The organism is Burkholderia perseverans (assembly GCF_022870505.1).
In the GTDB taxonomy this organism is placed as follows: domain Bacteria; phylum Pseudomonadota; class Gammaproteobacteria; order Burkholderiales; family Burkholderiaceae; genus Burkholderia; species Burkholderia plantarii.
Window position 1 is genome coordinate 1,606,587 of record NZ_CP045093.1, and the last position, 16,024, is coordinate 1,622,610.

The 16,024-nt window shown below is 70.9% G+C and carries 15 protein-coding genes; 8 read left to right on the forward strand and 7 right to left on the reverse strand.

Annotated features, from left to right (window positions below):
- Window positions 1–31: 31 nt before the first annotated feature.
- The 5 genes from BpN12_RS06650 to pelG all read left to right on the forward strand — a co-directional run bounded on the left by BpN12_RS06650 (window position 32) and on the right by pelG (window position 6,307).
- Window positions 32–583, forward strand: coding sequence for a penicillin-binding protein activator LpoB (locus BpN12_RS06650; RefSeq protein ID WP_246794489.1), 552 nt, complete (start codon window positions 32–34; stop codon window positions 581–583).
- Window positions 584–644: 61 nt separating this feature from the next.
- Window positions 645–2,132 (forward strand): PelD GGDEF domain-containing protein, encoded by a 1,488-nt coding sequence (locus BpN12_RS06655; RefSeq protein ID WP_246794490.1) that lies wholly within the window; start codon window positions 645–647, stop codon window positions 2,130–2,132.
- Window positions 2,119–3,342 carry a sugar ABC transporter permease gene (locus BpN12_RS06660; RefSeq protein WP_246794491.1) on the forward strand — a complete coding sequence of 408 codons (1,224 nt, stop codon included), beginning with the start codon at window positions 2,119–2,121 and terminating at the stop codon, window positions 3,340–3,342. The genes BpN12_RS06655 and BpN12_RS06660 overlap by 14 nt, the downstream gene beginning before the upstream one ends.
- Window positions 3,343–3,346: 4 nt before the next feature.
- The gene (gene pelF / locus BpN12_RS06665; protein WP_246794492.1) at window positions 3,347–4,921 is read left to right on the forward strand and encodes a GT4 family glycosyltransferase PelF; all 1,575 of its coding nucleotides are present in this window, start codon (window positions 3,347–3,349) and stop codon (window positions 4,919–4,921) included.
- 15 nt (window positions 4,922–4,936) lie between these two features.
- Window positions 4,937–6,307, forward strand: a complete 1,371-nt coding sequence (gene pelG / locus BpN12_RS06670; protein WP_246794493.1) for an exopolysaccharide Pel transporter PelG — start codon at window positions 4,937–4,939, stop codon at window positions 6,305–6,307.
- Window positions 6,308–6,358: 51 nt separating this feature from the next.
- Here pelG and BpN12_RS06675 read toward each other — a convergent pair whose 3' ends face one another.
- From BpN12_RS06675 to shiA, 6 genes are all read right to left on the reverse strand, one after another.
- Complete coding sequence (locus BpN12_RS06675; protein ID WP_246794494.1) at window positions 6,359–7,399, reverse strand: hypothetical protein; 1,041 nt, start codon at window positions 7,397–7,399, stop codon at window positions 6,359–6,361.
- Between the two features lie 26 nt (window positions 7,400–7,425).
- Window positions 7,426–7,716 (reverse strand): RebB family R body protein, encoded by a 291-nt coding sequence (locus tag BpN12_RS06680; RefSeq protein ID WP_246794495.1) that lies wholly within the window; start codon window positions 7,714–7,716, stop codon window positions 7,426–7,428.
- Window positions 7,717–7,898: 182 nt separating this feature from the next.
- A complete protein-coding gene (locus BpN12_RS06685; RefSeq protein WP_342346201.1) occupies window positions 7,899–8,252 on the reverse strand; it encodes a diguanylate cyclase domain-containing protein in 354 nt (117 codons plus the stop codon).
- Window positions 8,253–8,312: 60 nt separating this feature from the next.
- Window positions 8,313–9,533, reverse strand: a complete 1,221-nt coding sequence (locus tag BpN12_RS06690; protein ID WP_246794496.1) for a hypothetical protein — start codon at window positions 9,531–9,533, stop codon at window positions 8,313–8,315.
- A 413-nt stretch (window positions 9,534–9,946) separates the two neighbouring features.
- Window positions 9,947–10,717, reverse strand: coding sequence for an IclR family transcriptional regulator domain-containing protein (locus BpN12_RS06695; protein ID WP_246794497.1), 771 nt, complete (start codon window positions 10,715–10,717; stop codon window positions 9,947–9,949).
- A gap of 67 nt (window positions 10,718–10,784) precedes the next feature.
- Window positions 10,785–12,089 (reverse strand): shikimate transporter, encoded by a 1,305-nt coding sequence (gene shiA, locus BpN12_RS06700; protein ID WP_246794498.1) that lies wholly within the window; start codon window positions 12,087–12,089, stop codon window positions 10,785–10,787.
- A 458-nt stretch (window positions 12,090–12,547) separates the two neighbouring features.
- Here shiA and BpN12_RS06705 point away from each other — a divergent pair, with 458 nt between their 5' ends.
- A complete protein-coding gene (locus BpN12_RS06705) occupies window positions 12,548–13,678 on the forward strand; it encodes a 4-hydroxyphenylpyruvate dioxygenase family protein (RefSeq protein ID WP_246794499.1) in 1,131 nt (376 codons plus the stop codon).
- Between the two features lie 97 nt (window positions 13,679–13,775).
- On the opposite strand, the gene BpN12_RS06710 is transcribed toward BpN12_RS06705, so the two are convergent.
- Window positions 13,776–14,564, reverse strand: a complete 789-nt coding sequence (locus BpN12_RS06710) for an SDR family NAD(P)-dependent oxidoreductase (RefSeq protein ID WP_246794500.1) — start codon at window positions 14,562–14,564, stop codon at window positions 13,776–13,778.
- Window positions 14,565–14,676: 112 nt separating this feature from the next.
- Here BpN12_RS06710 and BpN12_RS06715 point away from each other — a divergent pair, with 112 nt between their 5' ends.
- Both BpN12_RS06715 and BpN12_RS06720 read left to right on the forward strand, forming a co-directional pair.
- On the forward strand, window positions 14,677–15,246 hold the full coding sequence (locus BpN12_RS06715; RefSeq protein WP_246794501.1) for a TetR/AcrR family transcriptional regulator: 570 nt from the start codon (window positions 14,677–14,679) through the stop codon (window positions 15,244–15,246).
- 85 nt (window positions 15,247–15,331) lie between these two features.
- Window positions 15,332–15,979, forward strand: coding sequence for a DUF2239 family protein (locus BpN12_RS06720; RefSeq protein WP_246794502.1), 648 nt, complete (start codon window positions 15,332–15,334; stop codon window positions 15,977–15,979).
- Window positions 15,980–16,024 lie beyond the last annotated feature (45 nt).

A 16,024-nucleotide genomic window follows, 5' to 3' on the forward strand; every position in this document is an offset into this window, starting at 1 on the left:
GCAGCATCACACGCAATCTGAGGAGAAACGCATGAACACGAACCACGCATCGCGGCGCTTCCGGGCGGCCGCGCTGGTCTGCACGGCGACGCTCGCCGCGGCGGCGCTCGGCGGCTGCGCGGTGGTCGACCGCAGCGCGGCGGTGCCGGCCTCGAAGGGCGAGGCCTGGACCGTCCTGCCGATCGCGAACCACACCGAGACGCCGCAGGCCGGCCAGCGCGCCGGCTCGATCGCGCAGAGCCTGCTGCGCACCTACGGCTACCAGAACGTGGTGCCGTACCCGGGCGGCGGCGACGACGAGACGCTGTTCGATCCGGCCAAGCCCGACGCGCAGCAGAACGCGCTGAACTGGGCGCGCCAGCAGAACATCCACTACGCGCTGACCGGCGCGGTCAACGAGTGGCGCTACAAGGTGGGCGTGGACGGCGAGCCGGCCGTGGGCCTGACCTTCGACGTGATCGACGTGCAGACCGGCAAGATCGTCTGGACCAGCACCGGCAGCCGCACCGGCTGGAGCCGCGACGCGGTGTCGGGCGTGGCCCAGAAGCTCGAGCGCGAGCTGCTCGCGCCGCTCGGCCGTTGAGCGGTGGCGGCCGGGTGGTGCGCGCGATGAAGCGGACTTCGACATCGATCAGGCGGTGGGCATGAATACGCAGGCAACGGGGTCGGGCGAGCCCGGCAAGCGTGGCGCGCAGGCGCGGACCGTGCGCGCCACCGGCGCGGCCGCATGGTGGAGCGCGCTGATCGCGCCGCCGGATCGCTCGCCGCGGCGGCGCGTGATCGCGCTGGTCGAGACGCTGGTCTTCACGCTGGTGGTGATCGCGCTGTGCCGCGCGTTCGCGGCCGACGATCCGCTGCTGATCCATGCCGGCTTCGGCTGGATCTGGCTCGCGCCGGTGGTGATCGCGCTGCGCTACGGCTCGGTATCGGGCCTCGTGTCCGGCTTCGTGGTGCTGGCCGCCTGGTATCTGCTGTATCCGGCCGTGCCGGTGCCGGTCGCCGCGGTGGGCGGCGCGGCCACCTTCGTGGGCGAGACCACCTTCGTGCGGCCGTTCCCGATGGGCTTCTTCTTCGGCGGCTTCCTGCTCACGCTGCTGACCGGCCAGTTCGGCGACATCTGGATCGCGCGGCTGCGCCAGAACCGCATCGCCAACGATTACCTGTCCGAGCGCCTGTCGATCCTGACGCGCAACCAGTTCATGCTGCGGCTCTCGCACGAGCGGCTCGAACAGGATCTGCTGAGCCGCCCGGCCACGCTGCGCGATTCGCTCGCGCGGCTGCGCGCGGTGGTGTTCGACGCCACGCCGTCGGCGGCCGAGCAGGGCGACGTCGCGCTGCGCGGCGCGCAGGCGTTCCTCGACGCGGCCGCGCAGGCCGTGCAGCTCGAAGTGGCGAGCGTCCACGCATGGCGGCACGGCGCGCCGGCCGCCGAGAGCGCCGCCGCGATCGGCGGCGCCGCGCCGCTCGACGCCAACGACCCGCTGGTGCGCGAGGCGATCGAGACGCGCACGCTGGTCCACGTGGAGGCGCGCGGCGACGCGGCCGCCTCGATCGGCAGCCGCTATCTGGCCTGCGTGCCGCTGCTGGACGTGAAGGGCGCGCCGGTGGGCGTGATGGCGATCGAGCGCATGCCGTTCCTCGCGCTCACGCGCGACAACCTGCAGTTCCTGCTGGTGCTCTGCAACTTCTACGCGGACGGCGTGCGCCACGCCGAGGTCACGCGCGAGATGCTAGCCGCGTTTCCCGACTGCCCGCACCGCTTCGCGCTCGACTACGCGCGCCTCGTCCACCTGCGCCGCGACTCGGGCGTGCTGTCGGCCGTCGTCACGCTGGTGTTCGACAGCGACGAACGCGGCGCCGCGCTCTGCGAGCACGTGGTGCGCACGCGCCGCGCGCTCGACTCGCAATGGGAGATCGTCGGCACGCGCCGCCGTGCCGTGCTGACGCTGATGCCGCTGTCGGGCACGAGCGGCGTGGACGGCTACCTGATGCGGATCGAGGACAACCTGCGCGCGCAGTTCGGCGTCGATTTCGAGGGCGCGCACGTGGCCGTCTATTCGATGAACGTGCCGGCCGAGGAGCCGATGCGTCCGCTCGTCAAGCTGATGGAGCACTGCGGTGTCGCCGGCTGAGCCGCGCCAGCCCGGCGCACCGGGCACACCGGCCCCGGCCCCGGCCGCGCGCGGCCGCGACGCGGCGGGCGCCGTGCTGGCCGTGCTGCTGGTGGTGCTCGGCCTGGCGCTGCAGGTGTATGCGTGGCTGCTGACCGCGCGCAGCCTGCCGGACCCGTCGGCGCAATGGCTCTCCGGCCTGCCGGTGGCGGCCGAGGCGTCGGCCGCGGCGGTGGCCGCCAACACGCGGCTGGTGGCGATCTGCCTGGCGCTGCTGGCGGTGGCCGCGCTGCTGATCACGGCCGGCAGCGCGCGGCTGCTGCCGCGCGCGCTGCGGCCCGCCACCGCGCGCGGCCTCGTGCTGCTCGGTTTCCTGAACTTCGCGGTGCCGTTCGGCGGCGTGATCTGCACGCTCGGCGCGTTCGCGCTCTCGCGCGTGCTGCCGGCCAACCGCGCGAGCCTGGCGGTGACCACGGTGGAGGAACCCGAGTTCGCCGAGTACCTGATCGGCTCGGTCTCGTATGGGCGCGGCGCGCGCCTGAAGGCCGAGCTGCGCAACGCCGAGGCCAGCGTCGATTTCCGCATGACCGCGCTGCTCGCGATGCAGTCGCTGCCGGTGCGCACCGTCTCGCCGATCCTGCAGGAGATGCTGGCCGATCCGCTCGACGACATCCGCCTGCTCGCCTACGGCAGCCTCGAAAGCAAGGAAAAGGCGCTGACCCAGCGCATCACCGCCGAGCGCGCGGCGCTGGAGGCGATGGACGCGCCCGGCGCTCCCGACGCCGCCGCGCGGCCGGCGGCCGAACGCGCCGGCGTCAACAAGGTGCTCGCCGAGCTGTACGGCGAACTGATCTACCAGCAGCTGGTGACGGGCGACGTCTACGACAACGCGATCGCGCAGGCCGACCGCTTCGCCGAGGCCGCGCTCGCGCTGCTCCCCGACGACGCCGCGCTGTGGCGCCTGCGCGGGCGGCTCGCGCTGCTGCGCCGCGACCTGGACGCGGCCGACGCGCTGCTGCAGCGCGCGATCGACAGCGGCTTCCCGCGCGACCGCCTGCTGCCGTACCTGGCCGAGTCCGCCTACTGGCGGCGCGATTTCGCGCGCGTCGCGAGCCTGCTCGGCGCGATGGAAGCGAGCGGCGTGCCGCCCGCGCTGCGCGCCGCGCTCGAATTCTGGCAGCCGGCCGCGGCCGTGCCGGCGCCGCATGCCGATGACCAAGCGGATGACTGATCTGATGTCGACACCGATCCCCCCCGCGCTGCCGCGCGCCGCCTCCGCCGACGTGCTGCTGCTGCTCGAAGGGACGTTCCCCTACGTGAGCGGCGGCGTGTCGAGCTGGGTCAACCAGATGATCCGCGCGTTCCCCGAGCAGAGCTTCGCGCTGTGCTTCCTCGGCAGCCGCCCGCAGGACTACGTCAAGCAGCACTACGTGCTGCCCGACAACGTGGTGCATCTGGAGAACCACTATCTCTACGATTTCGCGCCGCCGCCGCTCGTGAAGAAGATGGGCGGCGACGCCGACGCGTTCGCGCGCTCGGCCAGGCTGCACGAGACCATGCGCAACCCGGCGCTGCGCACGGTGGGCGCGCAGCTGCTCAAGCAGATGCTGGCCGACCTGAAGCCGGGCGGCGCGCTGGCCGAGGACGCGTTCCTCTATTCGAAGGAAGCCTGGGATTACCTGACCGAGCAATACCGCGCGCGCTGCACCGATCCGTCGTTCGTCGACTATTTCTGGACCGTGCGGATCATGCACAAGCCGCTCTGGCAGCTCGCGCGCGTGGCCGAGGGGCTGCCGGCGGGCAAGGTGCTGCATACCGTGTCCACCGGCTACGCGGGCTTCCTCGGCGCGCTCGCGCATTACCGCACCGGGCGCCCGCTGCTGGTGTCCGAGCACGGCATCTACACCAAGGAACGCAAGATCGACCTGTTCCAGAGCGAGTGGATCCGCGACAACCGCAGCATCTTCGAGCGCGACGTCTCGCAGGTCGGCTACTTCCGCGACCTGTGGGTGCGCTTCTTCCAGGCGCTCGGGCGTGCCTGCTACGACGCGGCCGACGACATCATCGCGCTCTACGAGGGCAACCGGCAGCGCCAGATCCTCGACGGCGCGCCGGCGCCGCGCACCGGCACGATCCCGAACGGCGTGAACCTCGGGCGCCTCGCGCCGCTGCGCGAGCGCCGCGCGGCCGAAGTGCCGAAGACGCTGTGCCTGATCGGCCGCGTGGTGCCGATCAAGGACATCAAGACCTTCATCCGCGCGATGCTGACCGTGCTGCGCCGGATGCCCGACGCCGAGGCCTGGATCGCCGGCCCCGAGGACGAGGATCTGGCCTACGCGCAGGAATGCCGCGCGCTGGTGGACAGCCTCGGGCTGAAGGACAAGGTGAAGTTCCTCGGCTTCCAGAAGATCGACGAGCTGCTGCCCAGGTGCGGGCTGCTGGTGCTCAGCTCGATCTCGGAGGCGCTGCCGCTGGTGGTGCTGGAAGGCTTCGCGGCCGGCGTGCCGTCGGTGACCACCGACGTCGGCTCGTGCCGCCAGCTGATCGAAGGGCTGCCCGGCGAGGACGCCGCGCTCGGCGCGGCCGGGCGCGTGGTGCAGATCGCCGACCCGCGCGCGCTGGCCGAGGCCGCCCTCGACCTGTTCGACGACGCCAACTGGCACGCGGCGCAGGCCGCCGGCGTGGCGCGCGTCGAGCGCTACTACACGCAGGACCAGATGATCGATTCGTACCGCACGCTGTACCGGCGCCTGATGGCCGCCGAAACCCGGCCGGCCGCGGACGGCGCGGCCGTCTCCACGACGCGTTGAGGGGAGCGGCGAACCATGGCCGGAATCGGATTCGAACTGCGCAAGATGCTCCGTCGCAACACGCTGACGGGGCTGATGCAGGCCTACACCTACGCGGGGCTGATCGGCGCCGGGCCGTGGGTGCTGTCGATCGTCGGGATCCTGCTGATCGGCGTGCTGAGCGTGCCGTTCGTGCAGCCCAACGGCGCCGTCACGCAGTTCCAGGTATCGGTGACCTACCTGATCGCCGTGTCGCTGGTGCTGACCGGGCCGCTGCAGCTCTGGTACACGCGCTTCACCTCGGACCGCCTGTTCGAGAAGCGCCGCGACCTCGTGCTGCCGAACTTCCACGCCGTGATGGCGGTGGTGACGGTGGTGTCGGCCGTGGCGGGCGCGCTGGTGGTGCTGTTCGCGTTCGGCGGGCAGACCGCCGCCTACCGGCTGCTGATGCTGGCCGGCTTCGTGGTGATGGGCAACATCTGGATCGCCACCATCTTCCTGTCGGGCATGAAGCGCTACGTGGCGATCATCGTGGTGTTCTTCGTCGGCTACGCGGTCACCACGGTGGCCGCGCTGGCGCTCGACGGCTTCGGCCTCGCGGGCCTGCTGGCCGGCTTCGTGGCGGGCCAGACGCTGCTGCTGTGCGGCCTGCTCGGGCTGATCTACCGCGACTTCGAGAGCGATCGCTTCATCTCGTTCGAGATCTTCGAGAAGCGCTACCGCTATCCGTCGCTGATGCTGATCGGGTTCCTCTACAACCTCGGCATCTGGATCGACAAGTTCATGTTCTGGTACACGACCGGCACCGGGCAGCCGGTGATCGGGCCGCTGCGAGCGTCGATCATCTACGACATCCCGGTGTTTCTCGCCTACCTCGCGATCATCCCGGGCATGGCGGTGTTCCTGCTGCGCATCGAGACCGATTTCGTCGAGTACTACGACGCGTTCTACGACGCGGTGCGCGGCGGCGCCTCGCTGCAGCACATCGAGCGCATGCAGCGCGCGATGGTGGAGGCGCTGCGCGACGGCGTGTGGGAGATCCTCAAGATCCAGGCGATGGCCGCGCTGCTGCTGTTCGCGGCGGCGCCCACGCTGCTGCACTGGCTGCACATCCCCACGCTGTACCTGCCGCTGCTCTACATCGACGTGATCGCCGCCAGCATGCAGGTGGTGTTCATGGGCGTGATCAACGTGTTCTTCTACCTCGACAAGCGGCGCATCGTGCTGTGGCTGGTGGGCGGCTTCGTGCTGCTGAACGTGGCGCTGACCGCGCTGACGCTGGCCTCGAGCCCGGCCGCCTACGGCTACGGCTTCGCCGGCGCGCTGTTCGTGGTGATGCTGGCGAGCCTCTACTGGCTGGACCGCAAGCTCGACACGCTCGAGTACGAGACCTTCATGCTGCAGTGACGAGGCGGCAAGGGCGAGGGCACACGCGCCGCGGTGCCCGCGCGCGGCGCTTCAGCGGACACCGGCCGCCACCGGTCGCGGGCCGAACGCGGCCAGCGAGATCAGGCCGTCGTGGCCGAGCCGCAGCACGGCGTGCTGCGTCGCGCCCTCGATCGGGAACGCGCAGGTCGCGCCGTCCTGTCCCATCACGCCGCGCTCGACCGGATGCCCGGCCAGGAACCCGGCCGCCGCGCGCAGGTAGTGGTCCACCACGTGCCGCGCCGCGTCGCCCGTCTCGCCGTGATAGGCGCCGTGCCGCACGATCTGCTGCGCGCCGAGCGACAGGCGCGGGAAGCCGAGCAGGCGCCCGTTCGCGAGCCATCCGGCCACCACCGCGGCCACCGCCGGCGGGCCGATCAGCGTCTCCACCTGCGGGCAGTCGAGCGCGCCGTAGAGGGCCGGCAGCAGCGCGGCCAGCGCGGCGCCGGCCGCCGCGTCGCGCTCGAGGGCCGTGGCGCCGTCGCCCAGCTGGGCCGCGCGGTCCAGATGGAGCCGATACAGGTCGCCGTATTCGGGGATCGTGCGTGCGTGGCGCACCGCGAAGCCGGCCGCCTCGCGCCGCCATTCCGGCGGCGCCGTCAGCGCCGGCAGCCCGGCCAGCACGAGGCCGTCGGCCATGCCGATGGCCTGGAACAGCGGTGCCGAGGCCACGCCGAGCTGCTCGAGGAACGCGGTGCCGGCGCGCAGGTCGTCCTGCGTGACGATCCGGTGCGCGGCGAGGATGGCATGCGCCCGCGCGGCGACGGCGACCGAATCGTCGCCGGCCTCGGCGCGGGCCAGCGTGCGCACGTCGGCGAGGTCGAGCGTGAGCAGCTTGACCGGGCTCAGCAGGAGGCCGAGCCGCGGCAGCAGCGCGAACGGCGACGCATGCAGGCCCTGCTGCACGCCGTCGAGGAAGCGCGTTTCGTCGGGGTACTCGTAGCGCGCCGTGTGCGTCGTGCCGGCCCAGGCCAGCCAGTCGGCGCCGCCGTCGACGAACGAGAGGGCGAGCCGCGTGGGTTCGGTGAGATGGTCGGCGTGCGCGATGCTGCGGCCGGCGATGATGACGGTCATGGTGTGGGAGGCTCCGCGTGCTGCGTTCAGTGGCCGTGGTGGTAGCCGGCGGCGTTCAGGATGTCGGTGGTCGCGACGCCGGTGGAGGCCGTGTCGATCGAGTAGAGCGTGGCCACGCCCATGACGGTCGCGGCCTGCGCGGTAATGTTGCTCTGCTGCTGGTTGCTGGTCGCGTTGTGGGCCGCGTTCGCGAGCGCCTGCGCGGTGGCGACGAACAGGTTGCCCATCGCCATGGCCGGCGCGTCGCCGAGTACTTTCAGGTTGGCCTCGCTGATGGAGTCGGTGATCTGGTCGTTGACGCTGGTCGGAAAGGCCATGTTCGCTCCCGCGGAGGCGGCGCTCGCGCGCCGCGCTGGAATGGATCGGAGATCGGAACCGGACGGCGGCGCGCGCCGGCCGGGCCCTCATCTTAGGCGCAATGGCGCCGCTTGCCATCGGCAAAGACGCGGAGGGGCGGGGGCGATGGCCGCTGTCGGGCCTGGCGGCCAGCCTCCGCGCTTCAGCGGCTGTCGCCGTGCTCCGCGCCGCCCGCCTTGCGCCGCCGCTTGGTTTCGTACATCGCCTGGTCCGCGTGGTCGATCAGGCCCGTCATCTCGACGCCGTCGTCGGGCAGGATCGCGATGCCGACGCTGACGCCGAGGTCGAGCCGCCGGCCTTCGAACTCGAACGGCTCGGCCACCGCCTCCGTCATCCGCTCGCTCCGGCGCTGCGCGTCGGAGCGGCCGGCGATGCCGGGCAGGATCACGCCGAACTCGTCGCCGCCGAGCCGCGCCACGGTGTCCGAGCGCCGGCCCGAGCGGCTGATGCGCAGCGCGGCGCTGCAGGCCGGCTGTCGTGGTCGCCACGGCGACACCGCGCGGCAGCGGCAGATCGACCATGACCGCGCCGGTGTCGCCGCGCCGGCCCGGACGCGCTATTTCTGGATCTGGATCGGACCCTTGAGGAACGCGTAGGTGCCGCAGGTCTGGTTGCGGGCGAGGCTGTAGACCTGGAGCGGCATGCGCCCGATGTTGAAGTGGGCGTTCTGGGCGACGTCGGGATTGGTCTGTCCCGTCACGTTGGAGCAGTAGGTGCCCGTCGGCGTCCCCGTCCCCGTCTTGCTGCCGGCGCCGGCCGTGAACGAATAGTCGAGGATCGGCGACTGGCGCGGCGACTGGATCGCGACCGTGGACGAGGCCGACAGGGGGGCGCCATTGAAGCCGGCCTTAGACGTCGGCGGGGAGGCGCAGAACGGATCTTGCCCGGTCTCGCCGCTGTTGACCCACATGTTCATCGCCGTCATGCCGGTATCCACCAGGATGGTGCCGCAAAGCTTCCGGGGTTTCGATTGGTTCGGCTCCGTCACATAGACACAGCCCGCGGGCGACAGCCCGCCGCTGCTTGCCTGGACCATCGGCGCCCAGCCTGAAAAGTTCGCTGCCGTCGCGCTGTTGAGGCCGACCACGATCCGGCCGTCCGTCGAGAAGATCCAGCCTTGCGTCTGCACGCCGGGAACCTGCGCGAACACGTTGGTATGCGTGGCCGGTTGCGGCTGGCCGCCGGCCACGTCGACCGTCAACTTCGGCGGCTGGAAGCCCACGCCCATCATGCCCGGCTGCTTGGCGCTCTTCGACGTGAGGGGCGTACAGACGTTACCCGTGCCGCAGGTCTTCGTGATGGCGAAGACCTGCACGTCCCTGGCCTCGAACGACGGGCTGCCGGCACCCCGTACCTTCACCGAAGCCTGGATCACGTAACCGTAGTAGTTGTTCTCGCTGCTGGAATAGCCGTATTTCTGCAGATTGGAGATCACGACGCCGGACGTATCGTTCTCGGGGTTGGCGGGGAAATTGCCGATCTTCCAGGCCGGCACCGCCAGGGCGGTCGAGCCGGTGTCCACGAGTACGTCGACCGATTGGGCAGTTTGGGCGTGAGGTGCCGCCGGCCCGGAAGCGTCGCCGTTGACCGTGACCGACAGGTGGTAGCCGTCGGCGATGTCGGACAACGGCTTGCCCTTGGCATCCATCGCTTGCAGGACGAACGACTGACCTTGCTGCGACACGGTGCAGGCCGAATCCTGGGAAAACGCGGGTGGCACGAAAGCGCCGTTGATCAGCAGTGCGCCGACGGCGGTGAAACAGGCTGTTTTGGACATGGTCTCTCCAGTGCGACTGTCACGGCGGCTTCGTCCTGGATTCGAGCCCGTGCCGTGTTGACGTAGCGATGGGCGTGACCGCGCCGGAAACCCCGCATCGAAACGGATGCGCATCTGGCTGGGTGGATGATTCGTGAGACGAGAACTGCCGAAGACGGTCGAGATTTTTTTGAATTCCGCTGGCCTTACCCCGAGCGGCCTGTGCGGTAGCGGCTATCGACGTTGCGGAACGCTGCTTCGTCGTGGCGAGGGTGAACCCTGACGGATGGCCCCACCATCGCGTAGTCTAGCGCTGGATTTATCGACGCGGACCGGCTCGTCATTAAGATATGGAAGCGTGTCGAACCGCCTGTCTGGATCACCGATCGTGCCGATCAATCTCGGATTGCGCCCGCGCATGCGCCGCGCCGCCGTCACAGCACGTTCAGCATCGCCAGCGCCGTTTCCTGCAGCGGCGGCAGCACGCGCGCGAGCGCCGCCGCCGGCGCCTCGCCGCCGATCGGCATGTTGGTGCTGAGCGCGGCCACCACCTCGCCCTGGCGGTTCTTCAGCGGCACCGCGATGCCGCGCACGCCCACCTGCAGCTGCTGCTCGATCAGCGCGTAGCCGTCCTCGCGCGCCTGCGCGATGGTCTGCTGCAGCCGCGTCTTGTTGGTCAGCGTATGCGGCGTGTAGGGCGGCAGCTCGGTGGTGTCGAGCCAGGCGGCCACCTCGGCGGCGGCGTGGCGGTGCGCGAGCAGCACCACGCCGGCCGAGGCCAGCGGCGCCGGCACGCGCGCGCCGAGCACGAAGCCGGTGGTCATCACGCGCGACACGCCGTTGCGCGCGATCACCACCAGTTCCCAGTCGTCGAGCACGCTGACGTAGGCCGACTCGTTCAGCGTCGCGCTGAGCTGCTGCAGATAGGGCTGCACCATGCGCGGCAGCCGCGCCGAGTCGAAGTACGACCAGCCCACTCGCAGCACGCGCGGGGTGAGGCCGTAGAGCTTGCCGTCGGTGTGGACGTAGCCGAGCGATTCGAGCGTGAGCAGGTAGCGCCGCGCGGCGGTGCGCGTGAGGCCGGTGCGCGCGGCCGCCTGGGTCGGCGTCATGCGCGCGTGTTCGCTGTCGAACGCCTCGAGGATCATCAGGCCTTTTTCGAGGCCGGCGATCCAGTCGCGCTTGTCGAGAGGGGTTTTCTTCATCGGAACGGAAGGCGGGGCCGGCCGCCGCGCCCACGGGCGAGTCGGCGGCCGCCGTCGCCGGCGGCGTTCAGGCCGGACGCATGCGCGCGGCGACCAGCACCGAGATCAGGCAGCCGAGCGCGAGGTAGCCGGCCACCAGGTGCCACGAGCCGCCGCCGACGCTGACCAGCGCCACCGCGATGAACGGCGTGAAGCCGCCGCCGACCACGCTCGCGAACTGGTAGCCGACGCCCGCGCCGCTGTAGCGGTACTCGGCGCCGAACAGCTCGGTGAACAGCGGCTGCTGGACGCTCACCACCATGTCGTGCGCGATGTTGGCCAGCATCACCGCGAAGATCACGATCCAGACCGTGGCGCGCGCTTCCAGCGCGACGAAGAACGGCACCGCCGAGGCGAGCCCGATCAGCGCGCCGGTGATGTAGACGCGGCGCAGGCCGAAGCGGTCGGCCAGCCAGGCGAAGCAGGGGATCGTCACGCAGCTGATCGCGCCCACCAGCAGGCCGATGTTCAGGAACAGCTCGCGCGACATGCCGAGGTTCGCGGTGGAATAGCTGAGTGCGAACGCCGTGACGATGTACATCGTGAACAGCTCGGCGAGCCGCAGCGCGACGATGTAGAGGAACGCGCGCGGATGGCGCGAGAGCGCTTCGAGCACCGGCATCTTCAGCTTGCGGTGGCCGTGCTCGACCTTCTCCACGAACTCCTGCGATTCGTCCATGCTCGACCGAACCCACAGGCCGATCAGCACCAGTACCACGCTGGCCAGGAACGGGATGCGCCAGGCCCAGGCGCGAAACGCGTCGTCGCCGAGCGTGTGGCTCAGCAGCGAGACGATGCCGGTGGCCAGCACGAGGCCCACGCCGTAGCCCACCTGCACGCCGCTGCTGTAGAACGCCTTGCGCCTGGCCGGGGCGCTTTCCACGGCCATCAGCGCCGCGCCGCCCCATTCGCCGCCCACCGCGAAGCCCTGCAGCGCGCGCAGCAGCACCAGCAGCACCGGCGCCCACCAGCCGATGCTGGCGAAGGTCGGCAGCAGGCCGATCGCCACCGTCGACACGCCCATCATCATCACCGTCACCACCAGCATGCGCTTGCGGCCGAGCCGGTCGCCGTAGTGGCCGAACACCACGCCGCCGAGCGGCCGGAACAGGAAGCCGACGCCGAACGTGGCGAACGCGGCGAGCGTGCCCATGGTGGGGCTGACCTTCGGAAAGAACGCGGCGTTGAACACCAGCGCGGCGACGATCCCGTACAGCAGGAAGTCGTACCAGTCGACCACGGCGCCGACGAAACTGCCGAGCGCCGCCTTGCGGGCCTGGCTGCGCGCGCGTTGCGCGCCGGCCTGATCGAGTGAATCGTAAGCGGGTGTCATGGGTGTCTCCTGGTATCCCGGGGCCGGCGCGAGGCGCCGCCGGCCGATGCGTGCCGCCGCGCCTGGCTGTCGTCGCGACGGAAATTGCACGCAGCATAGGGGCGCGGCCGCGTTGCCACAATGCGCGGTTGCACGCCGGAGCGCGATTATCGTTCAATTCCGTGCGATCATCGATCGTTTTCGGGGTTAGCACTAGGCGCCGGCGGCGTGGGGTGGGGCGGCGGGCCCAGGCGCGAGGGCCGAGGGGACGTACGATGAATGGCCCGATGGAATGCCCGATTGCCGGGCCGGCCGGAATCGATCCAGACTAGCCACCGGGCCGGCCGCCGGCTCTCGCGTGCTGCGGGGCTTGGGCCGGAATGAACGATCTGGTTAAAATCGCGGCTGAGGCGGCTTCGGCCGCGCATGCCGCTCGCGACGCCTCGCAACGCAACTTCGTCTGCTTCTGGAGACCACGGATGTCCAGCCACTTTCCCGCGTCGTCGGCGACGACGACGTGCCCGATTTCCCCGGACGCGAACCCGCTCGGCATCGCGGGGCTCGAATTCGTCGAATTCGCGGCGCCCGCGCCCGACGAGCTGGCGCGCCGCTTCGTCCAGCTCGGCTTCAAGGCGATCGCGCGGCACGTCAGCAAGGCGGTCACGCTGTACCGGCAAGGCCAGATGCATTTCCTGCTCAACGCCGAGCCCGATTCGTTCGCCTCGCGCTACGCGGAGGAATACGGCATGGGCGTGTGCGCGATCGGGATTCGCGTGGACAGCGCGCCGCGCGCGTTCGACCGCGCGCTCGAGCTGGGCGCCTGGGCATTCGAGGGCGAGCGGATCGGCCAGGGCGAGCTGGCGATCCCGGCGATCCAGGGCATCGGCGATTCGCACATCTATTTCGTCGATCGCTGGCGCGGGCGCGGCGGCCTGTCGGGCGGCACCGGCGACATCTCGATCTTCGACATCGATTTCCGGCCGATCGACCCGGCCACCGCCCAGGCCGACCTGCAGCACGCGGGCACCGGGCTGCGGCGCGTCGATCACATGACGCAGACGGTGGGCGCCGGGCGCATGCCGGAGTGGCTCGAGTTCTATCGCGACCTGCTGCACTTCCGCGAGATCCACGAACTGAACGCGAACTGGCACCTGTCGGACGAATCGCGCGTGATGGTGTCGCCGTGCGGCGAGATCCGCATTCCGGTCTACGAGGAAGGCACGCCGCGCACGCAGCTGATGCACGACTACCTGCCCGATCATCCGGGCGAGGGCGTGCAGCACGTCGCGCTCGCCACCGACGACATCGTCGCCTCGGTCGATGCGCTGGCCGCGAACGGCGTCGAGTTCGTCGAGCCGCCGGCCGCCTATTACGATTCGCTCGACGCGCGGCTGCCGGGGCATCGGCTCGACGTCGAGGGGCTGCGCCGGCGCGGCATCCTGGTGGACGGCGAGATCGCCGACGGCGTGCCGAAGCTGTTCTTCCAGACCTTCGTCAAGCGCCGGCCCGGCGAGATCTTCTTCGAGATCGTCCAGCGCAGCGGCCATCACGGCTTCGGCGAGGGCAACCTCGGCGTGCTGGCGCGGGCGCGCGAGCCGGGGGCGCGCTGAGCGGGCGATCCCGGTCCGCTCCCGTCGTCGACCACGCGAAACACGGCGGGCGCCCCCTTCGGGAGCGCCCGCCGTGTTCGTTTCCCGCTTCGGATCGTCAAGCCACCCGCTTGTAGCGCGGCGCCGCCAGCGCCTGGCTGATGTTCGGCAGCATCGCGCGGCGCGTGTTGTCGTAGGCGTGCCATTGCGCATCGTCGTGCAGCGTCGGAACCGTCACCGCTTCGCGCTGGTCGTAGCCGGCCAGCGCCGCGTCCACGAGTTCGTCCACTTCCATCACCGCCTGCAGCGTGTTGACGTCGATGCCGCCGTGATCCCAGATCTCGGTGCGCGTGGCGGCCGGCAGCACGGCCTGCACGTACACGCCCTTCGGCCCGAGTTCGAGGCGCAGGCCCTGCGAGAGGTAGGTCAGGAACGCCTTGGTCGCGCCGTACACGGACAGGCCCAGCTCCGGCGCGAACCCCACCACCGAGCTGATGTTGACGATGGCCCCGGTGCCCTCGCGCGCGAAGCGCGGCGCGACGGCCGCCGCGAGCCGCGCGGGCGCCGTGGTATTCAGCGTGATCAGGTTCTCGACCACTTCCGGCGTCTGGTCGATGAAGCCGCCCGGGATCGAGGTGCCGGCGTTGTTGACGAGCACGCCGATCGCGGCGTCGTCGCGCAGGCGCGCCTCGACGCGCACCAGGTCGTCGTGCTTCGTCAGGTCGGCGTTGACGATGTCCACGGCCACGCCGTGCTCGGCACGCAGCCGCTCGGCCAGCGCCGTCAGGCGCGCCTGGTTGCGCGCGACGAGCACGAGATCGTGGCCGCGGCGGGCGAAACGGTCTGCATACACGGCACCAATGCCGGTGGACGCGCCGGTGATCAACACTGCGGGAAGCTTCGACATGCGGGTTCTCCAAAAGTGGGGGGCGACGCCATCCGATTTATTCATGATGGCTGTCATGTTTTTAATCATGATGTCTGTCATGTATCATGTCAAGCATCGAATGGGAGGACCTATGCGAGTCAGTCGGGAGCAGGTGGCCGAGAATCGGCGGAAAATTCTGGAGGTGGCGAGCCGGCTGTTTCGCGAGCGCGGCTTCGACGCGGTGACGGTGGCCGACGTGATGAGCGCCGCAGGGCTCACGCACGGCGGCTTCTACGGCTACTTCAAGTCGAAGGACGACCTGATCGCGCAGACGCTCGCGGCGCTGGTGAAGCGCGACGTCGCGACGGCGCTGGACATCCACGGCTACGCGAGCGCCTACCTGACGCCCGCGCATCGCGACGACTGCGCGGGCGGCTGCCCGGTGGCCGCGCTCGGCGCCGAGGCGGCGCGCCAGGCGCCCGACGTGCGCGCGGCGCTGGGCGGCAGCCTCGGGCGGCAGATCGACCGGCTCGCGGCCGGCATCGAGGGCGCGGAGGCCGGCGCCGCGCGGCGCGCCGCGATCGGCAGCTGGGCGGCGATGGTGGGCGCGGTGATCCTCGCGCGGCTGACCGACGACGCAGCGCTGTCCGACGAGATGCTGCGCGAGACGCTCGCCTTCATCGACGAGCATCTGCCGCACGACGCGGCCGCCGTGTCGTGAGCGCCGGCCGGCGCCCGGCTTGCCCTCATCGCTCCCGGTGGCCGGCCGGGAGCCTTCCCCTCATCGCCTGAACCACGCCGCCACCATGTCCGATACCGTTTCCCTGCCGCGCTACACCGGCTTCGAGGGCGCCACGCACCTGGCCTCCGGCGATCTCGCGACGGTCGCGCTCGCGATTCGCCGGGCGGCGCGGGCGGCCGACGCGCGGCCGGTGCTGCTGTTCGACAACGCGACCGGCCGCACCATCGACGTCGACCTGCGCGGCAGCGACGACGAGATCCGCGCGCGCTTTGCCGCCGACAGCGGTGCCGAAGCCGCCGCCCTGGATGCCGCCGATATGACCGTCGAACCTGCCGCCGCCGCGCCGCCCGCCGGCGAGGCGCCGCGCGGCCGGGGCCGGCCGAAGCTCGGCGTGGTCGCGCGCGAGGTCACGCTGCTGCCGCGCCACTGGGACTGGCTGGCCACGCAGCCGGGCGGCGCCTCGGTGGCGCTGCGCAAGCTGGTGGACGAGGCGCGCCGCGTGTCCGGCGAGCGCGACCGGCGCCGCGCGGCGCACGAGCGTGCCTATCACTGCATGGCGGCGCTGGCGGGCGATATGCCGGGCTTCGAGGAAGCGGCGCGTGCGCTGTTCGCCGACGACGCGGCCGGCTTCCGGCGCCGCATCGCCGGCTGGCCCGCCGACGTCCATGCCCATCTGCTGCGGCTCGCGCAGGTCGAGCCGGTCGGGGGTTGAACCGCCCGGGCGCTTGAGCCGCCGCCGGTCACGCGCCGGCGCCGC

What these genes read in the sequence shown, in the direction of transcription:
- BpN12_RS06650 (WP_246794489.1), top strand. Translation starts at nt 32, where the DNA reads ATGAACACGAACCACGCATCGCGGCGCTTCCGGGCGGCCGCGCTGGTC.
- BpN12_RS06655 (WP_246794490.1), top strand. Translation starts at nt 645, where the DNA reads ATGAATACGCAGGCAACGGGGTCGGGCGAGCCCGGCAAGCGTGGCGCG.
- pelF (WP_246794492.1), top strand. Translation starts at nt 3,347, where the DNA reads ATGTCGACACCGATCCCCCCCGCGCTGCCGCGCGCCGCCTCCGCCGAC.
- pelG (WP_246794493.1), top strand. Translation starts at nt 4,937, where the DNA reads ATGGCCGGAATCGGATTCGAACTGCGCAAGATGCTCCGTCGCAACACG.
- BpN12_RS06675 (WP_246794494.1), bottom strand. Translation starts at nt 7,399, where the DNA reads ATGACCGTCATCATCGCCGGCCGCAGCATCGCGCACGCCGACCATCTC.
- BpN12_RS06680 (WP_246794495.1), bottom strand. Translation starts at nt 7,716, where the DNA reads ATGGCCTTTCCGACCAGCGTCAACGACCAGATCACCGACTCCATCAGC.
- BpN12_RS06690 (WP_246794496.1), bottom strand. Translation starts at nt 9,533, where the DNA reads ATGTCCAAAACAGCCTGTTTCACCGCCGTCGGCGCACTGCTGATCAAC.
- BpN12_RS06695 (WP_246794497.1), bottom strand. Translation starts at nt 10,717, where the DNA reads ATGAAGAAAACCCCTCTCGACAAGCGCGACTGGATCGCCGGCCTCGAA.
- shiA (WP_246794498.1), bottom strand. Translation starts at nt 12,089, where the DNA reads ATGACACCCGCTTACGATTCACTCGATCAGGCCGGCGCGCAACGCGCG.
- BpN12_RS06705 (WP_246794499.1), top strand. Translation starts at nt 12,548, where the DNA reads ATGTCCAGCCACTTTCCCGCGTCGTCGGCGACGACGACGTGCCCGATT.
- BpN12_RS06710 (WP_246794500.1), bottom strand. Translation starts at nt 14,564, where the DNA reads ATGTCGAAGCTTCCCGCAGTGTTGATCACCGGCGCGTCCACCGGCATT.
- BpN12_RS06715 (WP_246794501.1), top strand. Translation starts at nt 14,677, where the DNA reads ATGCGAGTCAGTCGGGAGCAGGTGGCCGAGAATCGGCGGAAAATTCTG.
- BpN12_RS06720 (WP_246794502.1), top strand. Translation starts at nt 15,332, where the DNA reads ATGTCCGATACCGTTTCCCTGCCGCGCTACACCGGCTTCGAGGGCGCC.